This window comes from Glutamicibacter sp. 0426 (assembly GCF_001906485.1).
In the GTDB taxonomy this organism is placed as follows: domain Bacteria; phylum Actinomycetota; class Actinomycetes; order Actinomycetales; family Micrococcaceae; genus Glutamicibacter; species Glutamicibacter nicotianae.
This window is the reverse complement of record NZ_MPBI01000004.1, coordinates 104,150-122,026: the sequence shown is the minus strand read 5'-3', so window position 1 is coordinate 122,026 and position 17,877 is coordinate 104,150. Positions and strand designations below refer to the sequence as shown.

Sequence of the window (17,877 nt, the reverse complement as noted above, 5' to 3'; positions counted from 1 at the left end):
GGAAGTGTGAGTTGGCGTACCAAACTGGTTTCATCGGCCCATGAATTGAATAATTAGAAGTATGCCTCTGACCGCCACCATTTTGGAACCCTCGCAGTGGATGCCTGATGCCGCCGAGCATGAAGCACGGGCGCGGGCCTTTGGCGAACCTTTCGTGGATCGGCGCATGAAAGGCAAGAAGCACCCTATCGAGGATTTCCTGTTCACCTACTACACGCAAAAGCCTGGCCAGCTCTACCGATGGCATCCCGGAATGGACGTGGTTCTCACCGGAGAGGCCGCCCAAGAACGCCGCGACTGGAAGTTCTACCGCGTTGTCCAGGGCAGCCACGGCACGGGCTACCAATTTGATGCGCCGGCGTTCGGCAAGGCGCGCGCACGCGCCATCGAGTTCGCCCGAATCATCCTGGCCGGCGCCTCTCAGCGTTCAGGCAATTTCTCCTGCTTCGGCCTCCACGAGTGGGCGATGGCCTACAAGTCGGAGGAAAACGGCATCCGCCATGAATACCTTCCGCTGCGCCTGGGCGCGCAGGGAACCGATGAAGTGGTGGAAACCCACAAGATCCGTTGCACCCACTTCGATGCCTTCCGCTTCTACGCACCCCAGGCCATCGAGCTCAACGAGCTGCAGCCAACCAGGGAAACCCAGCGCGATCTGGAACAGCCCGGTTGCTTGCACGCCAACATGGACCTGTACAAGTGGGCCTACAAGCTCTCCCCGGCGGTACCCAGCGAACTGGTCATGGACTGCTTCGAGCTCGCTTGGGACATCCGCACCATGGACATGCAGGCGTCCCCCTATGATTTGGGCGATTGGGGCCACGAACCCATCCGGATTGAAACTCCCGAGGGCAAGGCCGAGTATGTGCGGTTGCAAAAGGAATTTGCGCAGCGCGCCGATGCGCTGCGCAAGCAATTGCTGGACGTCGCCAACAACCTGCCAATCTCCCGGGAAGACTAGAACTCTGGTTAGGGCCGGGGCATCATGGATGCATGGGCGCAGCACGCGGAAACCACCTGCTGCTGGCCAGCATCGCGGCCAGCGCCGTGGGCCTCTTGCTGGCTTCTTGCGCCGCCGGCAGCGGCCATGAAACTCGCACCCGACTGGAAATCACCATCCGCGATGACGGCACCGAAATCTCGCAGCAGTACACCTTGGAATGCTCTGGCGAGCAAGCCACTGATTCCAGCACCCTTCCCGACGCGTCCAAGGCCTGCTTGCAGCTCGAGCTTGAACCCGGCGTCATCACCGGAAAGCCCGGTCCGGACGAGATCTGCACCGAAATCTATGGCGGGCCGCAGCGGGCCGAAGTCAGTGGAACGCTGCGAGGCGATCCGGTCGATGCGAGTTTCTCGCGGCATAACGGCTGCGCTATCGAGCGCTGGGACACCGCGGCATTTCTCCTCGGTCCAGTGAAACGATAAGTCAATAATCCCGATTAGGGACGTGGAGAAACTAGAATAGTTAGACTATGGAGTTTTTCCTGCTGATCATCGCACTGCTATTCGCCACGATTCTGATTGTCGGCGTCGGGGAACGCATTAAATTGCCCTACCCGATCTTGATGCTGATTTTCGCGACGTTGGCGGGCTTCTTGCCGTTCATGCCCGAAATGCACATCGAGCCAGAACTGATCCTTCCGATCTTCTTGCCCCCTTTGCTTTTCGCTACGGCCCAGCGCAGCAGCTGGTCAGTATTCCGCTTCCGATGGAAGGCCTTGATCAGGCTGGCTGTGGTGCTGATCGTAGTGACAGCAGGCACAGTGGCCGCCACCGCGCTGGCGTTCTCCCCGATCGTTTCCATTCCGCTGGCCCTGGCGCTGGGAGCCGTTGTCGCCCCGCCCGACCCGGTGGCCGTGGATGCCATTGCCACCAAGGTGAAGATGCCGCGGCGCCTGACCTCCCTGCTGGAAACCGAGGGCCTGTTCAACGACGCCATGGCCATCGTGATCTTCCAGCTGGCAGTGCAGGCAACCCTGAATGGCTCGGAGGTCGGGCTCGAGATCATTCCGCAATTCCTGCTTGGCGCCGCAGGCGCCGTAGTCCTGGGCCTGGCCATGGGCTGGGCCATCGGCGCACTGAACCGCTTCGTTCCCAACCTGGCGGCACGTTGCGCAGCCACCTTGGTGGCACCCTATGCGGTCTATATGATTGCCGAGGAGCTGCATATTTCCGGCGTCATCGCGGTCGTGGTCACGGCCCTTGAAATGGTGCGCCGCGACCGTCCCCAGGACTCGGCCGAACGCCTGACCCGGCAGTCCTTCTGGGAAGTGCTCGAGCTGCTGGCCACCGGTTTGGCCTTCGGCTTGATGGGCATCGAGATGAACCAGGTGATCCAGGAGGAAGGCAGCAACCTGATCGGTTTCATCCCGGGCATTGCCGCGATCTGCTTCGTGGTCATCGCCGTGCGTGCGCTGTGGATGCTGGGGACCTACTACCTGCCCAACCGCGCCAAGCCCGCGATTCCTGCACGCAAGGACGCGCTGGTGCTCACCTGGTGCGGCATGCGCGGCCTGGCGACACTGGCCCTGGCGCTGGCGCTGCCAAAGGTCACGGCCGATGGAACTGCCATCGAGGGCCGCAATTTCGTGGTGGTGGCCGCCTGCTCGGTCTTGCTGTGCACCCTGGTGCTGCCGGGCCTGACCCTGCCGGCGCTGATGCGCGTGCTGAAGCTGCGCAATAACGAACAGGACACCAAGCGCGCCCGCCGCGCCCTGGCCCGCCGTGCCGAAGCCGTCGCCTTGTCGGCGCTGCGCAAGAACGTCGAGCTGGAAGAGCTGCCGGAGAACTACCAGCAGGCGGTGCGCCGGCGCATGAACTCGCTGCACACCATCCTGGCCAAGGACCCGGATCCGCATGATGCGATCTCGGACGAGAAGTACACGCAGATCCGTGCGGTGATCGCCAAGGCGGATTCGATCCAGGCCATCGCGCTGGAAGCCGCCCGCGACGAGCTGCTCAAGGCCCGCCGCGAACCGAATATCGACCCGCACCTTGTTGATGAGATTGTCGGGCGCCTCGACCGGCGCACCGCAACCCTGGATCGCTAGGCGGCCTTGCGCTCCAGCTTCACGATGACCTCGTAGTGGCTGGTCTGCGGGAACATGTCCATCACGCGGGCCAGCTGCGGGGTGTAGTTATCCAGCCACTCCAGGTCCCTAGCCAGCGACTTCGCATTGCAGCTGGAGTAGATGACGTGCTGGACATCCGACTCGTTCAGCCACGCCGCCAGCTGCGCGGAAATGCCGCGGCGCGGCGGATTCACGATCACCGCGTCCGGTGCCCAGCCGGCATTCAGCGCGAATTCGGTAGCGTCCTGGGCCTTGAAGTGGACGTCTTCCAATTCCATGGCTTTCGCGCTGGTCTTGGCCGCTTCGACAGCTTCCGTGCTGGTCTCGATCCCGTACACGGTGCGGTCCTCGGCGGCGCAGTGCAGCGCGAAACCGCCCACCCCGCTGTACAAATCCCACACGCTTTCCGGGTTGGCATCGTTGATCCATTGGCGGGCCTGGCGGTACAACGCGGCGGCGATCTCGCTATTGGTCTGGAAGAAGCCTTGGGGACGCAGGTGCATCGGGACGCCGTTCAGCCCGAATTCCAAGGTGCTGCGGCGGGTCAGGATGATTTCCTCTTCGCCTTCAAGCGCCGCCTTGTGCTCGGGCAGGAAGTTCACCGACACCACGCTGTGGCGCGGAAGCTGCTCGAGGAACTGCGGCAGCGAATCGCGCAGCGCGACAAAATGCTTCTTGGTGCGCAGCACCCAGCGGACCATCACCGCCCCGGTATCCGACAGGGTGAGAATCACATGCTTCAGTTCGCCCTTGCGCTTGGGAACATCGTAGGGAATGAGCTTCAAATCATGGATGAACTGCTCGATGACCGGGAACACTGCCCGCAGCGGTGCCGCGATGACGCCGCAGTTGCGCAGATCGACACCGTGGCCGTCGGCATCCAGGATGCCGATGGTCGGTTGCTCGGTGGTCCCGGAAATGACCATCTTGGCCTTGTTGCGGAAGCCCTGCTCGTTGCTGGCTTGGGGCGGAAGGAATTCCAGCGACTGGAAGCCGGAGAGCAGCTGCTGGCAATCCTCGACTTTTGATTGCAGTTGCCGGGCGTAGGGCACCGTCATCAAGGTGCACGAGCGGCAACGGGAGGCAGAAAAGTAAAGGCATTCCATGGTGTTAATGATTTTAGCGAAGATCGGCAGGGGCCGGGCACAGAGCAATCTCGGCGCCGATTGACCGCAAATTTTCAGCTTTGGCCGCTAAGCTCGCAAGTGATCAAAAGTTACTGAGCAGAGTCCCTGGATGGTGCGAAAACCATTCCGGGATGGGTTGTTGAACCGCGAAAGGACAGATGGCACTTCATACCGGTCCCACCACGAACCGCCGTGGATTGGCATTGCTGGCGCTACCGCTGGCCGCGATCATGGGCGCATGCGCCAGCTGTTCCGCTTCCTCGCCCCAGGCCCAAGAAGTTGCTTCCAACCCGGCTCCCACCCCTGCCTCCACCGCTTCAGCCCAGGCATCCATGCCTACCCCGGGCAAGGCCGCATCTGGCTCCAGCCTCCCGGCTCCGGCTTCCTCCCAAAGCGGCACCACCGCACCGACCACGACGCCGGGCAATACGGCCCAGCAGACCAGCAGCCCTGCCGCCCCGGAAAGCTCCGAGACAACTCTCTCGCCACTGGCTTCGGGCGCCAACACCGGCGCTTCCATCAAGGCCCTTCCCAGCGCATCGGCTGGCATGCCCAAGTCCACTACCCAGCTCTTCGCTGCGGTGAACGAGGGCAAGCTGAAGGACGTCAAGGCGGCATTGAAGAAGGGCGCCGACGTTGATGCGCAAGACCAGTCCGGCCGCACCGCGTTGATGCGTGCTGTCATCAACAAGAACCATGCCATTGCCAAGGAACTGTTCAAGGCCGGTTCGGATCCCAATAAGAAGGACGACTTCTACGAGACCCCGTTCCTGCGTGCCAGCGCCAACGGCCAAGTTGAAACGCTCAAGATGCTCATTGACGGCGGAGCGGACCTCGCCTCGGTCAATCGCATGGGCGGCACCGCGCTGGCAGTCGCAAGCGAGAATGGCCAGGTCCAGGCCGTACGCCACCTGCTGCGCACCGGCATCCCTGTCGACCAGGTCAATGACCTGGGCTGGACTGCCCTGCACGAAACCATTGTCCTGGGCCAAGGCACCAGCAACGCCATCACCATTGCGCGCTTGCTGATTACCCACGGGGCCAACCCGCACCTGGAGGACCATTCCGGTTCCGATGCGTTCAAGCTGGCCCGTGAACGCCAGCAGACCCAGATGCTGACCATGCTGCAGGCCGCGGCCAAGCGCTGAGCGGCTGAACCCCAGCCCTAGAGCGCGTCGAGGTAGTACCAGGCGCCGTCCTGCTTCACGAAGGTGCTCACCTCATGCTGCTGCGCCTCATGCCGTCCATCGCGGTAGTGCGCGGCGAATTCCACCACCCCGCGGGAGGCTGTTGCACCGCCGGCGCGGGTTGAAATGATCTCCAAACCCCTCCAGCGCAGCTGCGCATCCAATCCCAGCTCCTTGGGCCTGGTGCTCTCATGCCAGGTCGCCAGCAAATACCGTTCCAAGCCGAGCACGAAGGCGCTGTAGCGCGAGCGCATCAGCTGCTCTGCGGTCTCAGGCAGCACCGAACCATCTTCCCGTCCGTCATGCAACGGTTTGCAGCAGTTTTCGTAGGACAGTTTTGCGGCGTCCAGAACACGGCAGGCGCAGACGGCTTGACTAGCATTTTTCACAGTTTCAGCATACGCGCCAAGCGCTGCCCGGAATCCCGTGAGCCAAAGATCACATGACTTAAACCGCGAGATATCGGTGCTATCGCACACAGGCACGTTTTCCCTGTCACATTCACGGGTAGACTATGAGGGCAAGCTCGCGGAGCGCCAAATCCCCCTGGTGTGAGACGGCATCTCCGTGTGGCATTTAACTTAACCTCGCCAACAGGAGATATGCCGGATGCCCCGCATCGTTGTAGATGTCATGCTCAAGCCAGAAATCCTTGACCCACAGGGCAAGGCCATTGCGGGAGCGCTTCCCCGCCTAGGCTTCACCTCCTTCGAAGCTGTCCGCCAGGGCAAGCGCTTTGAACTGTCAGTGGACGGCGAGGTGACCGAAGAAATCCTCGCACAGGCTCGCGAGGCAGCAGAAACCCTGCTGTCCAACCCGGTGATCGAAGATGTCGTCAACGTCGAGGTAGTCGAAGACTAATGAGCGCCGAACTTCCCCTGATTGGCGACTATTCAACGCCAAGCACCGAAATTTCCGGAGCGCGCATCGGCGTGGTGACCTTCCCGGGCACCCTCGATGACCGCGACGCCGCGCGCGCAGTGCGCGCCGCCGGTGCCGAGGCCGTGTCCCTGTGGCACGCCGACACCGACCTGCAAGACGTCGACGCCGTGGTGATCCCCGGCGGCTTCTCCTACGGCGACTACCTGCGTGCCGGCGCGATCTCCCGCTTCGCACCGATGATGGCGAAGATCGCCGATGCCGCGAACTCCGATGCCAAGCTGCCCGTGCTGGGCATCTGCAACGGTTTCCAGATCCTCACCGAGTCGCACCTGCTGCCCGGTTCGATGATCAAGAACGATCACCTGAAGTTCATCTGCCGCGACCAGCTGCTGCGCGTGGAGAACAACCAGACCGCGTGGACCAACGGGTTCGAAGCCGGCCAGGAGATCACCATCGTGCTGAAGAACCAGGACGGCCAGTACGTCGCTGACGAGAAGGTGCTGGACGAGCTCGAAGCCGAGAACCGCATCGCGTTCTCCTACGTGGGCTGGAACCCGAACGGCTCGCGCCGCTCGATCGCCGGCGTGAGCAACAAGGCGGGCAACGTTGTCGGCCTGATGCCGCACCCGGAGCATGCCATTGAAGCCGGCTTCGGCCCGGATCACCGCGGCACCGACGGCCTGGCATTCTTCACCAGTGTTCTGACCCACCTTGTTGGAGGCAAAAAGTGAGCCAGGAAGCCACTAAGGAATTCAATATCGACACCGTCGATAACGCAGCGGGCACCCCGGACGTGGAACTGCCCTGGGCAGAGCTGGGCCTGAAGGACAACGAGTTCGCCGAGATCGTCAAGATCCTCGGCCGCCGTCCGACCGCCGCTGAATTGGCCATGTACTCGGTCATGTGGTCCGAGCACTGCTCCTACAAGTCCACCAAGAACCACCTGCGCCAGTTCGGGCAGAAGGTCACCGAGGAGATGAAGAAGGACCTGATGGTCGGCATGGGCGAAAACGCCGGTGTCACCGACCTGGGCGACGGCTGGGCCGTGACCTTCAAGATCGAATCGCACAACTCCCCGTCCTACGTGGAGCCCTACCAGGGGGCTGCCACCGGCATCGGCGGCATCGTGCGCGACATCATCTCCATGGGCGCCCGCCCGATCGCCGTGATGGATCCGCTGCGCTTCGGCGCGATCGACCACGAGGATTCGCAGCGCGTGGTGCACGGCGTGGTCTCCGGCATCGGCGGCTACGGCAACTCGCTGGGCCTGCCGAACATCGGCGGCGAAACCGTGTTCGACCCGATCTACCAGGGCAACCCGCTGGTCAACGCGCTGGCAGTCGGCGCGCTGCGCCACGAGGACCTGCGCCTGGCCAACGCCTCGGGCGTGGGCAACAAGGTGGTGCTCTTCGGTGCGCGCACCGGCGGCGACGGCATCGGCGGCGCCTCGGTGCTGGCCTCCGAGTCCTTCGACGACACCAAGCCATCCAAGCGGCCGGCCGTGCAGGTCGGCGACCCGTTCGCCGAGAAGGTGCTCATCGAGTGCTGCCTGGAGCTGTTCAAGGCCTCGCTGGTCGAGGGCATCCAGGACCTGGGCGCCGCGGGCATCTCCTGCGCCACCAGCGAGCTTGCCTCCAACGGCGAGGGCGGCATGCAGGTCGAGCTGACCAACGTGCTGCTGCGCGACTCCACCCTGACCCCGGGCGAAATCCTGATGTCGGAGTCCCAGGAACGCATGATGGCCGTGGTGACCCCCGAGAACGTCGAGGCATTCGAGGCGGTCATGGCCAAGTGGAACGTGGAGTACTCCTGGCTGGGCGAGGTGACCGACACCGACCGGCTGATCATCACCTGGGACGGCGAGGTCATCGTCGACGTGGATCCGAAGACCGTCGCCCACGACGGCCCGGTCTACGACCGCCCTTACGCCCGCCCCCATTGGCAGGACGCGCTGCAGGCAGACACCTTCAAGTCCTCGGCAGCCGGCGCCAACCTGCCGGCCACCGGCGAAGAGCTGAAGGCCGCCACCCTGGAGCTGATCGCCAGCCCGAACCTGTGCGACAAGTCCTGGATCACCAGCCAGTACGACCGCTACGTCGGCGGCAACACCGCGCTGGCCGCCCCGGATGATGCCGGAGTGGTCCGCATCGACGAGTCCACCGGCCTCGGCGTGGCCATCGCCACCGATGCCAACGGCCGCTACACCTACCTGGATCCGTACGCCGGCGCGCAGCTGGCTCTGGCCGAGTCCTACCGCAACGTCGCCACTTCCGGCGCCGTTCCTGCTGCCGTCTCCGACTGCCTGAACTACGGCTCCCCCGAGGACCCGGATGTCATGTGGCAGCTGGCCGAGGGCATCCGCGGCCTGTCGGACGCCTGCATGGAGCTGGGTGTCCCGGTCACCGGCGGCAACGTCTCGCTGTACAACCAGACCGGCGACAAGGCCATCCACCCGACCCCGGTGGTTGCGACCCTGGGCAAGCTGGATGACGTCGCCCGCCGCACCCCGTCGGGCTGGCGCGAAGAGGCCGACGGCCAGGCCATCTACCTGATCGGCACCACCGCCGATGAGCTGGACGGCTCGGAGTACGCGAACCTGCGCGGCCACCTCGGCGGCCTGCCGCCGAAGGTCGATCTGGCAGCCGAGAAGGAACTGGGCGAGATCCTGATCAACGCCAGCCGCGACGGCATGATCGACGCGGCGCACGACCTGTCCGAGGGCGGCCTGGTTGCCGCGCTGTCCGAGATGGTCCTGCGCTACGGCGTCGGCGCCCGCGTGGCCCTGGACGAGATCAAGCAGCGTGACGGGCTTGATTCCTTCACCGCCCTGTTCTCTGAGTCCCAGGCCCGCGCCCTGGTTGCGGTTCCACGCAGCGAAGAGGTCCGCTTCAACGACATGACTGGCGCCCGCGGCGTCACCGTGGCCCGCCTCGGCATTGTCGATGCGCAGTCCGGCGCCCTGGAAATCCAGGGCGAGTTCACCGTATCGGTGGACGAGCTGCGCGAAGCATCCGAAGGCACCATGAAGAAGTACTTCGGCTAGGCTCCAGCCAACCTGTCAACGGCGGCTCTCCTCATTGAGGAGGGCCGCCGTTTTGCCTAGGCTGGTTATTTGGCGCTGAGCACTTCTTCGAGCTTTTTTCCGCCAACAAGGATCCGGGCCTCGCCGGTACCGGCCGCGGTCATCGCGGTGTACTGGAGCTGTCCGATAATGCGCGGATCATCGCAAGTGCCGCCGGAGCTCACGGTTCCGCTCAATTCGACGGTCACCACATCGCCATCCACTGCCGATGAAACGTAGTCGAGGTCAGAACCGGCCAAGGCGTTGCGCAGCCCGGATTCTCCGAGCATTTCCTCCTCATCATCGAGCAGCGCGTCAATCGAGGCCTCAATTTGGTTGGTGAATTCCTCTGGCCCCGTTTCGGTCGCGACCAGCGAGTCGCCGCAGCCGATCTCCGGCCCTGCTTTCCCTTCATCGCCCACGGCAACATAGAACAGCGTCAGGGCCGCTGTAGTTGGCTCCGCGACGCTTGCCGCCGGCTCCGTGCTCTGCGCCGGTGTAGAGCCGCCAGGGCTAGTTGGCGACGCCGAGGTTTCGGGCACTTCGCCACCGGGGCCTTGGCTGCAGCCGGCAGCGAGCATGAGCACCGCAAGAACGAGCGCCAGTGGCGCTGGGGAGGTTCGTTGAGTTCGCATGGTGATTCCTCCTCGCCAGACTCGAACGAATGGTTTTCCTACCTTAGCCATGCGCGGTGAACCCAATCCAGCACGAATCCGTTGCAGTTTGGCTCCTTTGCAGCCCCCAATGAATCAGCTCAAGAAGGCCAAATTAAAGTGGTTGACACGTCAATGACATTGAGTGATAATTGATGCATCAACCAAGTATTTGAAACGGGGAACAGGCAATGACCGCCAGCGAGACTATCGAATTCGGCCTTGACACCTTCGGCGACGTGCCCAGCGACAAGACGGGCAAGCTGGCAACCCACGCGCAGGGGATCCGCGCCACCGTCCAGGAGGCCATCGCGGCCGACCAGGCAGGCGTCGACGTGATCGCCGTCGGCGAGCACCATCGTCCGGAGTACGCCATCTCCAGCCCCGAAACGGTACTGGCCGGCATTGCCACGGCGACCGAGCGGATCCGCCTCGGATCCGGCGTGACCGTGCTGTCCTCAGATGATCCGGTGCGCGTCTTCCAGCGCTTCGCTACCGTGGATGCGCTGTCCAACGGCCGCGCCGAGGTCATGCTGGGCCGCGGCTCGTTCACCGAATCCTTCCCGCTGTTCGGCTACGACATGGCCGACTACGATCTGCTCTTCGACGAGAAGATCGACCTGTTCCACAAGCTGCTCGACGAGAAGCCGGTCACCTGGCAGGGCACCAAGCGTGCGGCGCTGGTGGACATGGACGTCTTCCCGAAGACCGAGTCAGGCCGCTTGAACACCTGGGTGGGCGTAGGCGGCTCCCCGCAGTCGGTCATCCGCACCGCGCACTACGGATTCCGCATGATGCTCGCGGTCATCGGCGGCTCGCCCGAGCGCTTCGCACCCTACATCGATCTGTACCGCCGGGCCAACGACCAGTTCGGCCACGCAACCCTGCCGGTGGGCCTGCACTCCCCCGGCTTCGTGGCGGAAACCGACGAGCTGGCCCGCGAGCATATGTTCGACGCCTACAAGGAGCAGCGCGACCGCATCGGTGCCAGCCGCGGCTGGAGCCCGATGAGCCGCGGCGAATTCGAGCATGAGATCAGCGAAGGCTCGCTGTATGTCGGCTCGCCGGAAACCGTGGCGCGCAAGATCGCCAAGACCATCAAGTCCCTGGATATCGGCCGTTTCGATTTGATCTACTCCGGCGGCGCGGTGGAAGCCGGCGCCCGCCTGCGTGCCGTGGAGCTCTACGGCGAGAAGGTCATCCCGCTGGTGCGCGACATGCTCGCCCAGAGCTAGGAACGGATTCGCGAACATGCCTGAAGGAGAGATAATGGCTCAGCAGACCATCGGCATCCTCGGTGCCGGGAAGATCGGCACGGTCCTTGCCCGCCGCGCGGTGCAAGCCGGCTACAAGGTGCTCATCGCCGGCTCCGGCGACCCCGGCCCCATTGCCCTGACCATCGAGATCCTCACTCCCGGAGCGGTGGCCGTGGACTCGGCAACCGCCGCACGGGACGCCGACATCGCCATCCTTGCCCTGCCACTGGGCAAGTACCGGAACCTTCCGGTTGCCGAGCTCGAGGGCAAGCTGGTCATCGATGCGATGAACTACTGGTGGGAAACCGACGGCATCCGCGAGGATCTGAACGATCCTGCGGTGTCCACCAGCACCCTGGTCCAGGAGTTCCTGCCAGCTTCGCGGATCGTCAAGGCCTTCAACCACATGGGGTACCACGACCTCGAGGACGAGGCCCGTCCGGCCGGCGCCGAGCGCCGCAAGGCCATTGCGGTGGCCGGGGATCTGCACGCCGACGTTGAGCAGGTGGCACGGATTGTCGATGAATTCGGCTTCGACCCGCTGCCCATCGGCTCCTTGGCTGAAGGCTTGCGCCTGCAGCCTGGACAGCCTGCCTTCGGTGCGAACAAGCAGCTGGACGAGCTCGCCGAGCTGATCAACGCCGCGCAGGTCCAGGCCTCAGCCTAGCTGCGCGAGCACCTCGTTCAGCGCTTCGGTGGACGAGGGGTGGGTGAAGATCTGGTCGCGCAGCTCTGCAGCCGTCATGCCCTGCCGCATGGCCAGCGCCACCAGGTTGACCACCTCCTGGGAGTCCACGTGCATCAGCGCCGCGCCGAGGATCTCCTCGCTGCGCGCATCGACGACGAACTTGATGATTCCCCGCGGGTCGCCCACGATCTTGGGGCGCGGCATTGCCGCGATCTCGGCAACCTTCTTCACCGCGATCCTGGTGCCAAGCCCGCGCTTCGCAGCCTGCTCTTCGCTCAAGCCGACGCGTGCCAGCGGCGGGGTGGTGAAGATGGTGTAGGGAACAGCCACCCGGTCCTTGGTGCTGCGCGATCCGTCGCCCAGCAACCGGCTGGCCAGCACCCGGTGGTCATCAAGCGAGATGTAGGTGAACTGCGGGCCGCCATTGACGTCGCCCACGGCATAGATGCCCGGGACGCTGGTGGCCAGGAACTCGTCCACCACGACTTCCCCGCGGGAACCCGTCTGGATCCCGGCGGCCTCCAGGCCCAGACCGGCAGTATTCGGCACACGCCCCAGCGCGATCAGCACCGCGTCGGCCTTCAGCCTCCGCGTTTGGCCCTCGCGTTCATAGCTGACAGTGGCACCGTGCTCGTCCTGGCTGATCGAGTCCACCGAAGCCGAGTTGATGATGTCGGCTCCGGCATCTTCCAGGCAGGCCTGGACTTCGGCGGCCACATCCGGGTCTTCCTTGGACAGCGTGCGGCTTCCGCGATCCAGCACCGTGACCTTCGAGCCGAACTGTGCCAGCATCGAGGCGAACTCGATGCCGACATATCCGCCGCCGACCACGGCAAGGGTCTTGGGCAACGGGGCATGCTGGATTGTCGTGGAGTCATGCACCCGTCCCCCAATCTGCGCGCCATCGATTTCCGGGACCGCAGGGAGCGCGCCGGTGTTGATGATGATCGTCTCTGCGCTCAGCTCCAGCTCTTCGGAACCGACGGCAACCCTGAGGCTCTTCGGTCCGCTGAATGCCGCCGTGCCGTTGACCACCAGCACCGAGTCCAGCTCGTCGAGCATGGAGAAGTTCTTGGCGCGCATCATTGCGGTGAGCTTATCCCGGCGATCGACTGCCGCTTGGAAAATCTGCGGGTCGTAGCCGGCACCATCCCGGGATTCGGCATCGTGGATCAGGGCCTTGGTCGGTACGCAACCGATATTGATGCAGGTGCCGCCATACATCTGGGATGACTGCTCGATGATTGCCACCCGCTGTCCTGCCCGGGCCAGGGTACCTGCCAAGGTCTTGCCGCCCTTGCCCCACCCGATGATTATCGCATCGAGCTCTCCGTCCGAGCTTGCTGAATCCATGATCAACCCCTCGCTGCTGGCTCCTTCATTCCAGCACGAGTCTTGTTCCTGCAAGCCGCTCCCGTCAACCCTTAGCGGGCCTTCTCCAGTACAAGAACAGAGCGGCGGACCGCAGCTGCCGAAGCCTGCGATCCGCCGCCTTATGCGCGCGGGGCGCGCTACCGAAGGGAATTGCCACGAGCGGCGGATTCGATGAGATTACCTCCGGGCAGCTCACTGCCCTCAGCTGCAGCGCTGGCCCATGCGGCGCTCGTCGCCACGGAAGCCCAGTTGGAGTTCAGCACGGCCATCAGGGTTTCATGCACCTGCTGGGCGGGGATGGAACCGGCGGCATTGGCGATGCCGATGGCGCCGGTGGCGTCCGAAAGCACTTCCACCGAGAAGCCCAGCGGCTCGGCGGCAGCTGCAGAGCCGATGACGCAATTATTGGTCATGTACCCCACCAAGGTCAGCGTGTCGATCTCGCGCTCGCGCAGCCACTCTTCCAGCCCAGTTCCGGCGAAGATGCTGGCGTAGCCCTTGGTGAACTTGTGGTCGGCGGCTTCCACCCGTGCACGTACCTGCGGGTGCAGGGCAAAGGTGGAGGATTCGGGTGCGAAGACGGGGAATCCTGCGGGCGCCTGGTGCTGCACGACGACGACCGGGATGCCCGCCTTCGATGCTTCGTCCATGGTGTTGGCGATGGCGGCTACCGACTGCTCGCGATCCGGGTATTGGATCTGCAGCAGGCCATCAAAGTATTCCTGCTGCGCGTCGATGACGATCAGTGCTCTGCGTGGTGCGGACATGGTGTATTCCTCTTTCTGATTTGTCGATTTGGCACCATCGGGTGCCAGGTGGTCCAGGATTATTCGGCCGGCTGGTAGTGCCGTGCCATGAGCTGCACGGTTTGCACCGCTGCGCCTGGGGTATGGCTTCCGGTGACCATCATCAGCTCATCGGCTCCGGTCCTCTGCTGCAGCGCTTCGAGGCGCTGCGCCACCTGGGACGGCGTGCCGGCCAGGGTGCGGTTGGTGTACATGTCGAGGATCGCCCGCTCGTTGAGCGTGGCGGGATATTCCGCGACTTCCTGGGCGGACAGCAGCGCATATGGCTCGCGCTTGAACATCCGCAGCATCGCCATGGCCGCGGTGGAGGCCTCGGCACGGGCGAATTCGGGGTCTTCAGCCGCAATGGCACTCTGGCTGACCAGCACGTAGGGACGGTCGAGCACTGCCGAGGGCACGAAGTTCTCGCGGTAGATGCGCAACGCGGTGTCGATATCGGCGTCGCCGAACTGCAAGGCGAATGCGTAGGGACGGCCCAGCCGCGCGGCCAGTTGCGCCGAATACGGAGAGGAACCCAGGATCCACAACGGGGTCTGCGTTTCCGGTGCCGGCAGGCGGTTCTGCTCGTTTTGCCAAGGGCCGGGCACGGCATGGACTTCGCTGTAGGGGTGCCCTGCGGGGAAATCGTCATTCAGGAATCCCACGAGCTCGGCCAGCTGCTCGTCAAAGGTTTCGTTGGCTCCTGTGCCGCGGCGCAGTGCGGCCGCGGTGGCCCCGTCGGTGCCTGGCGCGCGCCCGACCCCCAGGTCGATGCGTCCCGGGGCCAGCGCTTCGAGCATGCCGATCTGCTCCGCGACCACTAACGGTGCATGGTTGGGCAGCATTACTCCGCCGGCACCCAACCTGATCCGCTGGGTGTCAGCGGTGAGCCGGGCCATCATCAGCAGCGGTGAAGCCACGGACAGTGCGGGCATGGCGTGGTGCTCGGACATCCAGAATCGGTGGTATCCGTGCTGGTCCGCGGCCTTGGCGATGCCGATGGTGTCATTCAGGCCCTGCTGGGCGGTTTGCCCCACGCCGGGGCCACCACCGGTATGAACCGACAGTGCGAAGGGAGCGGAGCCGAATCGTGGCGCTGGTTGCAAGGCCAACTCTTTTCTCATGTTATTTCTAGTTTTTACCGTGATATCTACACTAGCAGGTGATCACGGCAAAGCAATACTGATACCATGAGGAATATGTCCCAGATGCCGCTTCCCCCAAGTCCCGGAACAGCGCAGCACTGCAGCATCGATCTGGCTAATAGCGAAATCCAGCTGCCCGGAGGCAAGAGCTTCGACGCGCTGGCCAGCCCGGAGGGCACCACGCAATGGCTCATCGCGCGGGGCCTCGTGCCCCAGGATGCGGCGCTGCAAAGCTATTGCCAGAATCGGCTAGTCACCCTTCGCAGCCAGATCAGGAAAGCTTTCCATGCCAGTGCCTCGGGTACGCCTGTGGCCGCGGAAGTACTGCAGGGCATCAACGCCGCGCTCTTAGCAGCGCCGAGCACTCCATTGCTGCGCCAAGAGCAGGGCAAGGGATTCTTCCGCACGTTGGAACACCCCGCCACGCAATTGACTGAGCACGCCATGTCACGGCTTGCCGAGGACGCGGCGGCACTGCTGAGCAGCGAAGAAGCGGGTCTACTGGCCCAATGCGAGGCAGAGCCTTGCACCCGTTACCTGCTCAAGACCCATGGCCGTCGGCATTGGTGCTGCACACGCTGCGGCGATCGCGTGCGGGCAGCCCGCTCGTACGCCAAGAAGAAGAGCCGGCAGGATTCTCCTGCCGGCTAGGCGACGGAACGAAGATTCCACTTAGCGGCACCACCCACCAATATGCCGACCGTGGCACCCGCCGACTGGCATTGAAAACGAAAAGCCCCCACCATCTGAATTGCGAAACGCTCCACAAAAGTTGCTGCGGGCATGCAGCCAAACTCTTGAGGCGCGCTTCACATCCGAGGATGCTGGGAGCCTATGGAATTTCGGGCGGAACGCCTAGATCTTCTTCACAATGGAAGACTTCAGTTCCATCTGTCCAAAGCCATCGACCTTGGCGGCGATGTCATGGTCGCCCGAACCTTGGACCAAACGGATGCCTCGGACCTTGGTTCCAGCCTTCAGCGCGCCTTGCGCGCCCTTGACCTTCATGGTCTTGGTGATGCTGACGGTATCGCCGTCCTGCAGCACATTGCCGACAGCATCCTTGATCACTGCTTCGGCGGTTTCGGCTTCTTCGGCCTCAGCGTTCCATTCATGCGCGCACTCTGGGCAGACCAGCAGAGCATCCATTGCGTAGGTGTACTCGCTGGAGCATTCAGGGCATGGCAGCAAGGTATCAGACATGGAGCTAATTTTAGTGACCAGATCTGCTCATTGTCGAATGAATCGAATATCGAATAATCCGCGGAATTCCGCGGTAGAAATGGCCCGGCCAACTAGCCCGGAGCGCTTGGCGTTCTGCAGATTAAAATCACTTGTTTTCCATGCGCGGTATCCTCCATACTCAGGCATACAGGCGGGTGCTCACACCGGCCGGGTTAGGGGCAAACCATGTCTAAGCATCACAAGTACAAGAGCTACGGTCCGCAATATACGGTGACACCTAGGGAAGGGCTCACCTTGGAAATCCTCGCTCAAGCAGAAAAGGCCGGAACGAAGGCCGGATATGCGGTGGCCAAGGAGCAGTTATACCGGAATATTGGCGACAACGCGGTGCTCAACGAGCAGCAAACCGACGAACTGCTGGCAGCTGCCGAACGTGCCGGTGCCGCCGCAGCGCTCGCCGCTGCACGCAAAGTCCTGGATAAGACGCTGCGCACCTCTTTCAAGCACTACCACCACCCGCCGGCGCAGGCCTCGCCCGCCCCTCTTGCTCCGCCACCCGCAGTCCCTTCGGAAACGCGCAGCTACGCAGAAACCTATGAGGAGCCCCTCGCCAGGCACACCCCTGCCCTGGGATATCAAGAACCGCCAAGGAAAAAGGTTGATCAGCACGTTCTGACGATCACCCGGGTAGAGCGGCTGAATGACCAGATGGTGCGCATCATCGCCGGTGCCCCAGATCTGGATGGCTACCGTTCCAATGGAGCAATCGACGAATATGTCAAAGTCTTTGTCGCTGATCCTGCCCTTGGACTCGAGCCTCCCTATGATTTGCGGGTCTTGCGACAACGCCTGCCCCGCGAACATGTCCCACGTTCCAAGTCGTACACGATCCGATGGATCGACGCACTGGTCCCGGAAATCGCTATCGACTTCGTTGTTCATGGCGAGCCGGGCACCGTTGGCCATTGGGCTGGAACGGTGCAGCCCGGGGCTCCGCTGGTCATTTCGCCATCGCGCAGCAAGTCTTCGCTGTCGCTGAACGCCGACTATTATTTGCTGGCAGCGGATGAAGCCGGCATCCCGGCGATCTGCAAGGCCCTGGAAGCATTGCCCGCCGATGCGCACGGCATAGCGCTGCTCGAGGTTGCGGATCAGAACGCAATGTTTGACGTGAAACATCCTCCTGGAGTTGATTTACGCTGGTTGCCGCGCGATGGCATTTCGGCGGGACGCAGCACATTGCTGGCCGATGAGCTCCGTTCCCTGCCGCTGCCTCATCTTCGGATTGGGTTAATCGCTTATGCAGAGCGTTCCGCGGTCAAGGAGATCAGCCACGTTGCCCGGCACTGGCACCTCGACAAGCGTTCCACCCATATCGCCTCATATTGGACCCTCCGTGAAGAGAGGTTGCGCCGCTAAAGACCAGGCTGCATGCGCATCGGCATCGGCAATGGCTCTTCCGC

At 63.3% G+C, this 17,877-nt stretch carries 18 protein-coding genes; 11 read left to right on the top strand and 7 right to left on the bottom strand.

The window, feature by feature from the left end:
• Window positions 1-61: 61 nt before the first annotated feature.
• The 3 genes from BKX98_RS11635 to BKX98_RS11625 are packed head-to-tail and all read left to right on the top strand — an operon-like array spanning window position 62 to window position 3,050.
• On the top strand, window positions 62-961 hold the full coding sequence (locus tag BKX98_RS11635) for a 3-methyladenine DNA glycosylase (protein WP_073707354.1): 900 nt from the start codon (window positions 62-64) through the stop codon (window positions 959-961).
• 32 nt (window positions 962-993) lie between these two features.
• On the top strand, window positions 994-1,425 hold the full coding sequence (locus tag BKX98_RS11630) for a hypothetical protein (protein ID WP_073707353.1): 432 nt from the start codon (window positions 994-996) through the stop codon (window positions 1,423-1,425).
• 47 nt (window positions 1,426-1,472) lie between these two features.
• Entirely contained in the window at window positions 1,473-3,050 is a 1,578-nt protein-coding gene (locus tag BKX98_RS11625) for a sodium:proton antiporter (RefSeq protein ID WP_073707352.1), read from the top strand.
• Here BKX98_RS11625 and rlmD read toward each other — a convergent pair.
• Entirely contained in the window at window positions 3,047-4,177 is a 1,131-nt protein-coding gene (rlmD, locus tag BKX98_RS11620; protein WP_073707351.1) for a 23S rRNA (uracil(1939)-C(5))-methyltransferase RlmD, read from the bottom strand. The two genes, BKX98_RS11625 and rlmD, sit on opposite strands and share 4 nt — an antisense overlap.
• A 179-nt stretch (window positions 4,178-4,356) precedes the next feature.
• Here rlmD and BKX98_RS11615 point away from each other — a divergent pair, with 179 nt between their 5' ends.
• Window positions 4,357-5,346, top strand: coding sequence for an ankyrin repeat domain-containing protein (locus BKX98_RS11615; RefSeq protein WP_083586811.1), 990 nt, complete (start codon window positions 4,357-4,359; stop codon window positions 5,344-5,346).
• A 17-nt stretch (window positions 5,347-5,363) separates the two neighbouring features.
• Here BKX98_RS11615 and BKX98_RS11610 read toward each other — a convergent pair whose 3' ends face one another.
• Window positions 5,364-5,774 carry a YchJ family protein gene (locus tag BKX98_RS11610; protein WP_073707350.1) on the bottom strand — a complete coding sequence of 137 codons (411 nt, stop codon included), beginning with the start codon at window positions 5,772-5,774 and terminating at the stop codon, window positions 5,364-5,366.
• 220 nt (window positions 5,775-5,994) lie between these two features.
• On the opposite strand from BKX98_RS11610, the gene purS reads away from it, so the two are divergent.
• Genes purS through purL form a run of 3 tightly spaced genes read left to right on the top strand, consistent with a single transcriptional unit; the run spans window position 5,995 to window position 9,310 of the window.
• Window positions 5,995-6,246, top strand: coding sequence for a phosphoribosylformylglycinamidine synthase subunit PurS (gene purS, locus BKX98_RS11605; RefSeq protein ID WP_038991933.1), 252 nt, complete (start codon window positions 5,995-5,997; stop codon window positions 6,244-6,246).
• The gene (purQ, locus tag BKX98_RS11600; RefSeq protein ID WP_038991934.1) at window positions 6,246-6,998 is read left to right on the top strand and encodes a phosphoribosylformylglycinamidine synthase subunit PurQ; all 753 of its coding nucleotides are present in this window, start codon (window positions 6,246-6,248) and stop codon (window positions 6,996-6,998) included. Before purS ends, purQ begins: the two co-directional genes overlap by 1 nt.
• Complete coding sequence (purL, locus tag BKX98_RS11595; RefSeq protein WP_073707349.1) at window positions 6,995-9,310, top strand: phosphoribosylformylglycinamidine synthase subunit PurL; 2,316 nt, start codon at window positions 6,995-6,997, stop codon at window positions 9,308-9,310. Before purQ ends, purL begins: the two co-directional genes overlap by 4 nt.
• 65 nt (window positions 9,311-9,375) lie before the next feature.
• Here purL and BKX98_RS11590 read toward each other — a convergent pair whose 3' ends face one another.
• On the bottom strand, window positions 9,376-9,963 hold the full coding sequence (locus BKX98_RS11590) for a GerMN domain-containing protein (protein WP_233125366.1): 588 nt from the start codon (window positions 9,961-9,963) through the stop codon (window positions 9,376-9,378).
• Window positions 9,964-10,172: 209 nt separating this feature from the next.
• Between BKX98_RS11590 and BKX98_RS11585 the strand changes: the two genes are divergently transcribed.
• Both BKX98_RS11585 and BKX98_RS11580 read left to right on the top strand, forming a co-directional pair.
• Complete coding sequence (locus BKX98_RS11585; RefSeq protein ID WP_073707348.1) at window positions 10,173-11,216, top strand: LLM class flavin-dependent oxidoreductase; 1,044 nt, start codon at window positions 10,173-10,175, stop codon at window positions 11,214-11,216.
• Between the two features lie 16 nt (window positions 11,217-11,232).
• Complete coding sequence (locus BKX98_RS11580) at window positions 11,233-11,904, top strand: NADPH-dependent F420 reductase (RefSeq protein WP_073707347.1); 672 nt, start codon at window positions 11,233-11,235, stop codon at window positions 11,902-11,904.
• Here the strand turns inward: BKX98_RS11580 and BKX98_RS11575 are convergent.
• The 3 genes from BKX98_RS11575 to BKX98_RS11565 form a co-directional block, all read right to left on the bottom strand.
• Complete coding sequence (locus BKX98_RS11575; protein WP_073707500.1) at window positions 11,896-13,278, bottom strand: FAD-dependent oxidoreductase; 1,383 nt, start codon at window positions 13,276-13,278, stop codon at window positions 11,896-11,898. The two genes, BKX98_RS11580 and BKX98_RS11575, sit on opposite strands and share 9 nt — an antisense overlap.
• Before the next feature lie 158 nt (window positions 13,279-13,436).
• Window positions 13,437-14,066, bottom strand: a complete 630-nt coding sequence (locus tag BKX98_RS11570) for a cysteine hydrolase family protein (RefSeq protein WP_073707346.1) — start codon at window positions 14,064-14,066, stop codon at window positions 13,437-13,439.
• Between the two features lie 59 nt (window positions 14,067-14,125).
• On the bottom strand, window positions 14,126-15,208 hold the full coding sequence (locus BKX98_RS11565; RefSeq protein WP_052253841.1) for an LLM class flavin-dependent oxidoreductase: 1,083 nt from the start codon (window positions 15,206-15,208) through the stop codon (window positions 14,126-14,128).
• Between the two features lie 66 nt (window positions 15,209-15,274).
• Here BKX98_RS11565 and BKX98_RS11560 point away from each other — a divergent pair, with 66 nt between their 5' ends.
• On the top strand, window positions 15,275-15,880 hold the full coding sequence (locus BKX98_RS11560; RefSeq protein ID WP_198934373.1) for an ABATE domain-containing protein: 606 nt from the start codon (window positions 15,275-15,277) through the stop codon (window positions 15,878-15,880).
• Between the two features lie 204 nt (window positions 15,881-16,084).
• On the opposite strand, the gene BKX98_RS11555 is transcribed toward BKX98_RS11560, so the two are convergent.
• Window positions 16,085-16,432 (bottom strand): zinc ribbon domain-containing protein YjdM, encoded by a 348-nt coding sequence (locus tag BKX98_RS11555; protein WP_073707345.1) that lies wholly within the window; start codon window positions 16,430-16,432, stop codon window positions 16,085-16,087.
• 207 nt (window positions 16,433-16,639) lie between these two features.
• Here BKX98_RS11555 and BKX98_RS11550 point away from each other — a divergent pair, with 207 nt between their 5' ends.
• Complete coding sequence (locus BKX98_RS11550) at window positions 16,640-17,833, top strand: siderophore-interacting protein (RefSeq protein WP_083586809.1); 1,194 nt, start codon at window positions 16,640-16,642, stop codon at window positions 17,831-17,833.
• Window positions 17,834-17,877: the final 44 nt, after the last annotated feature.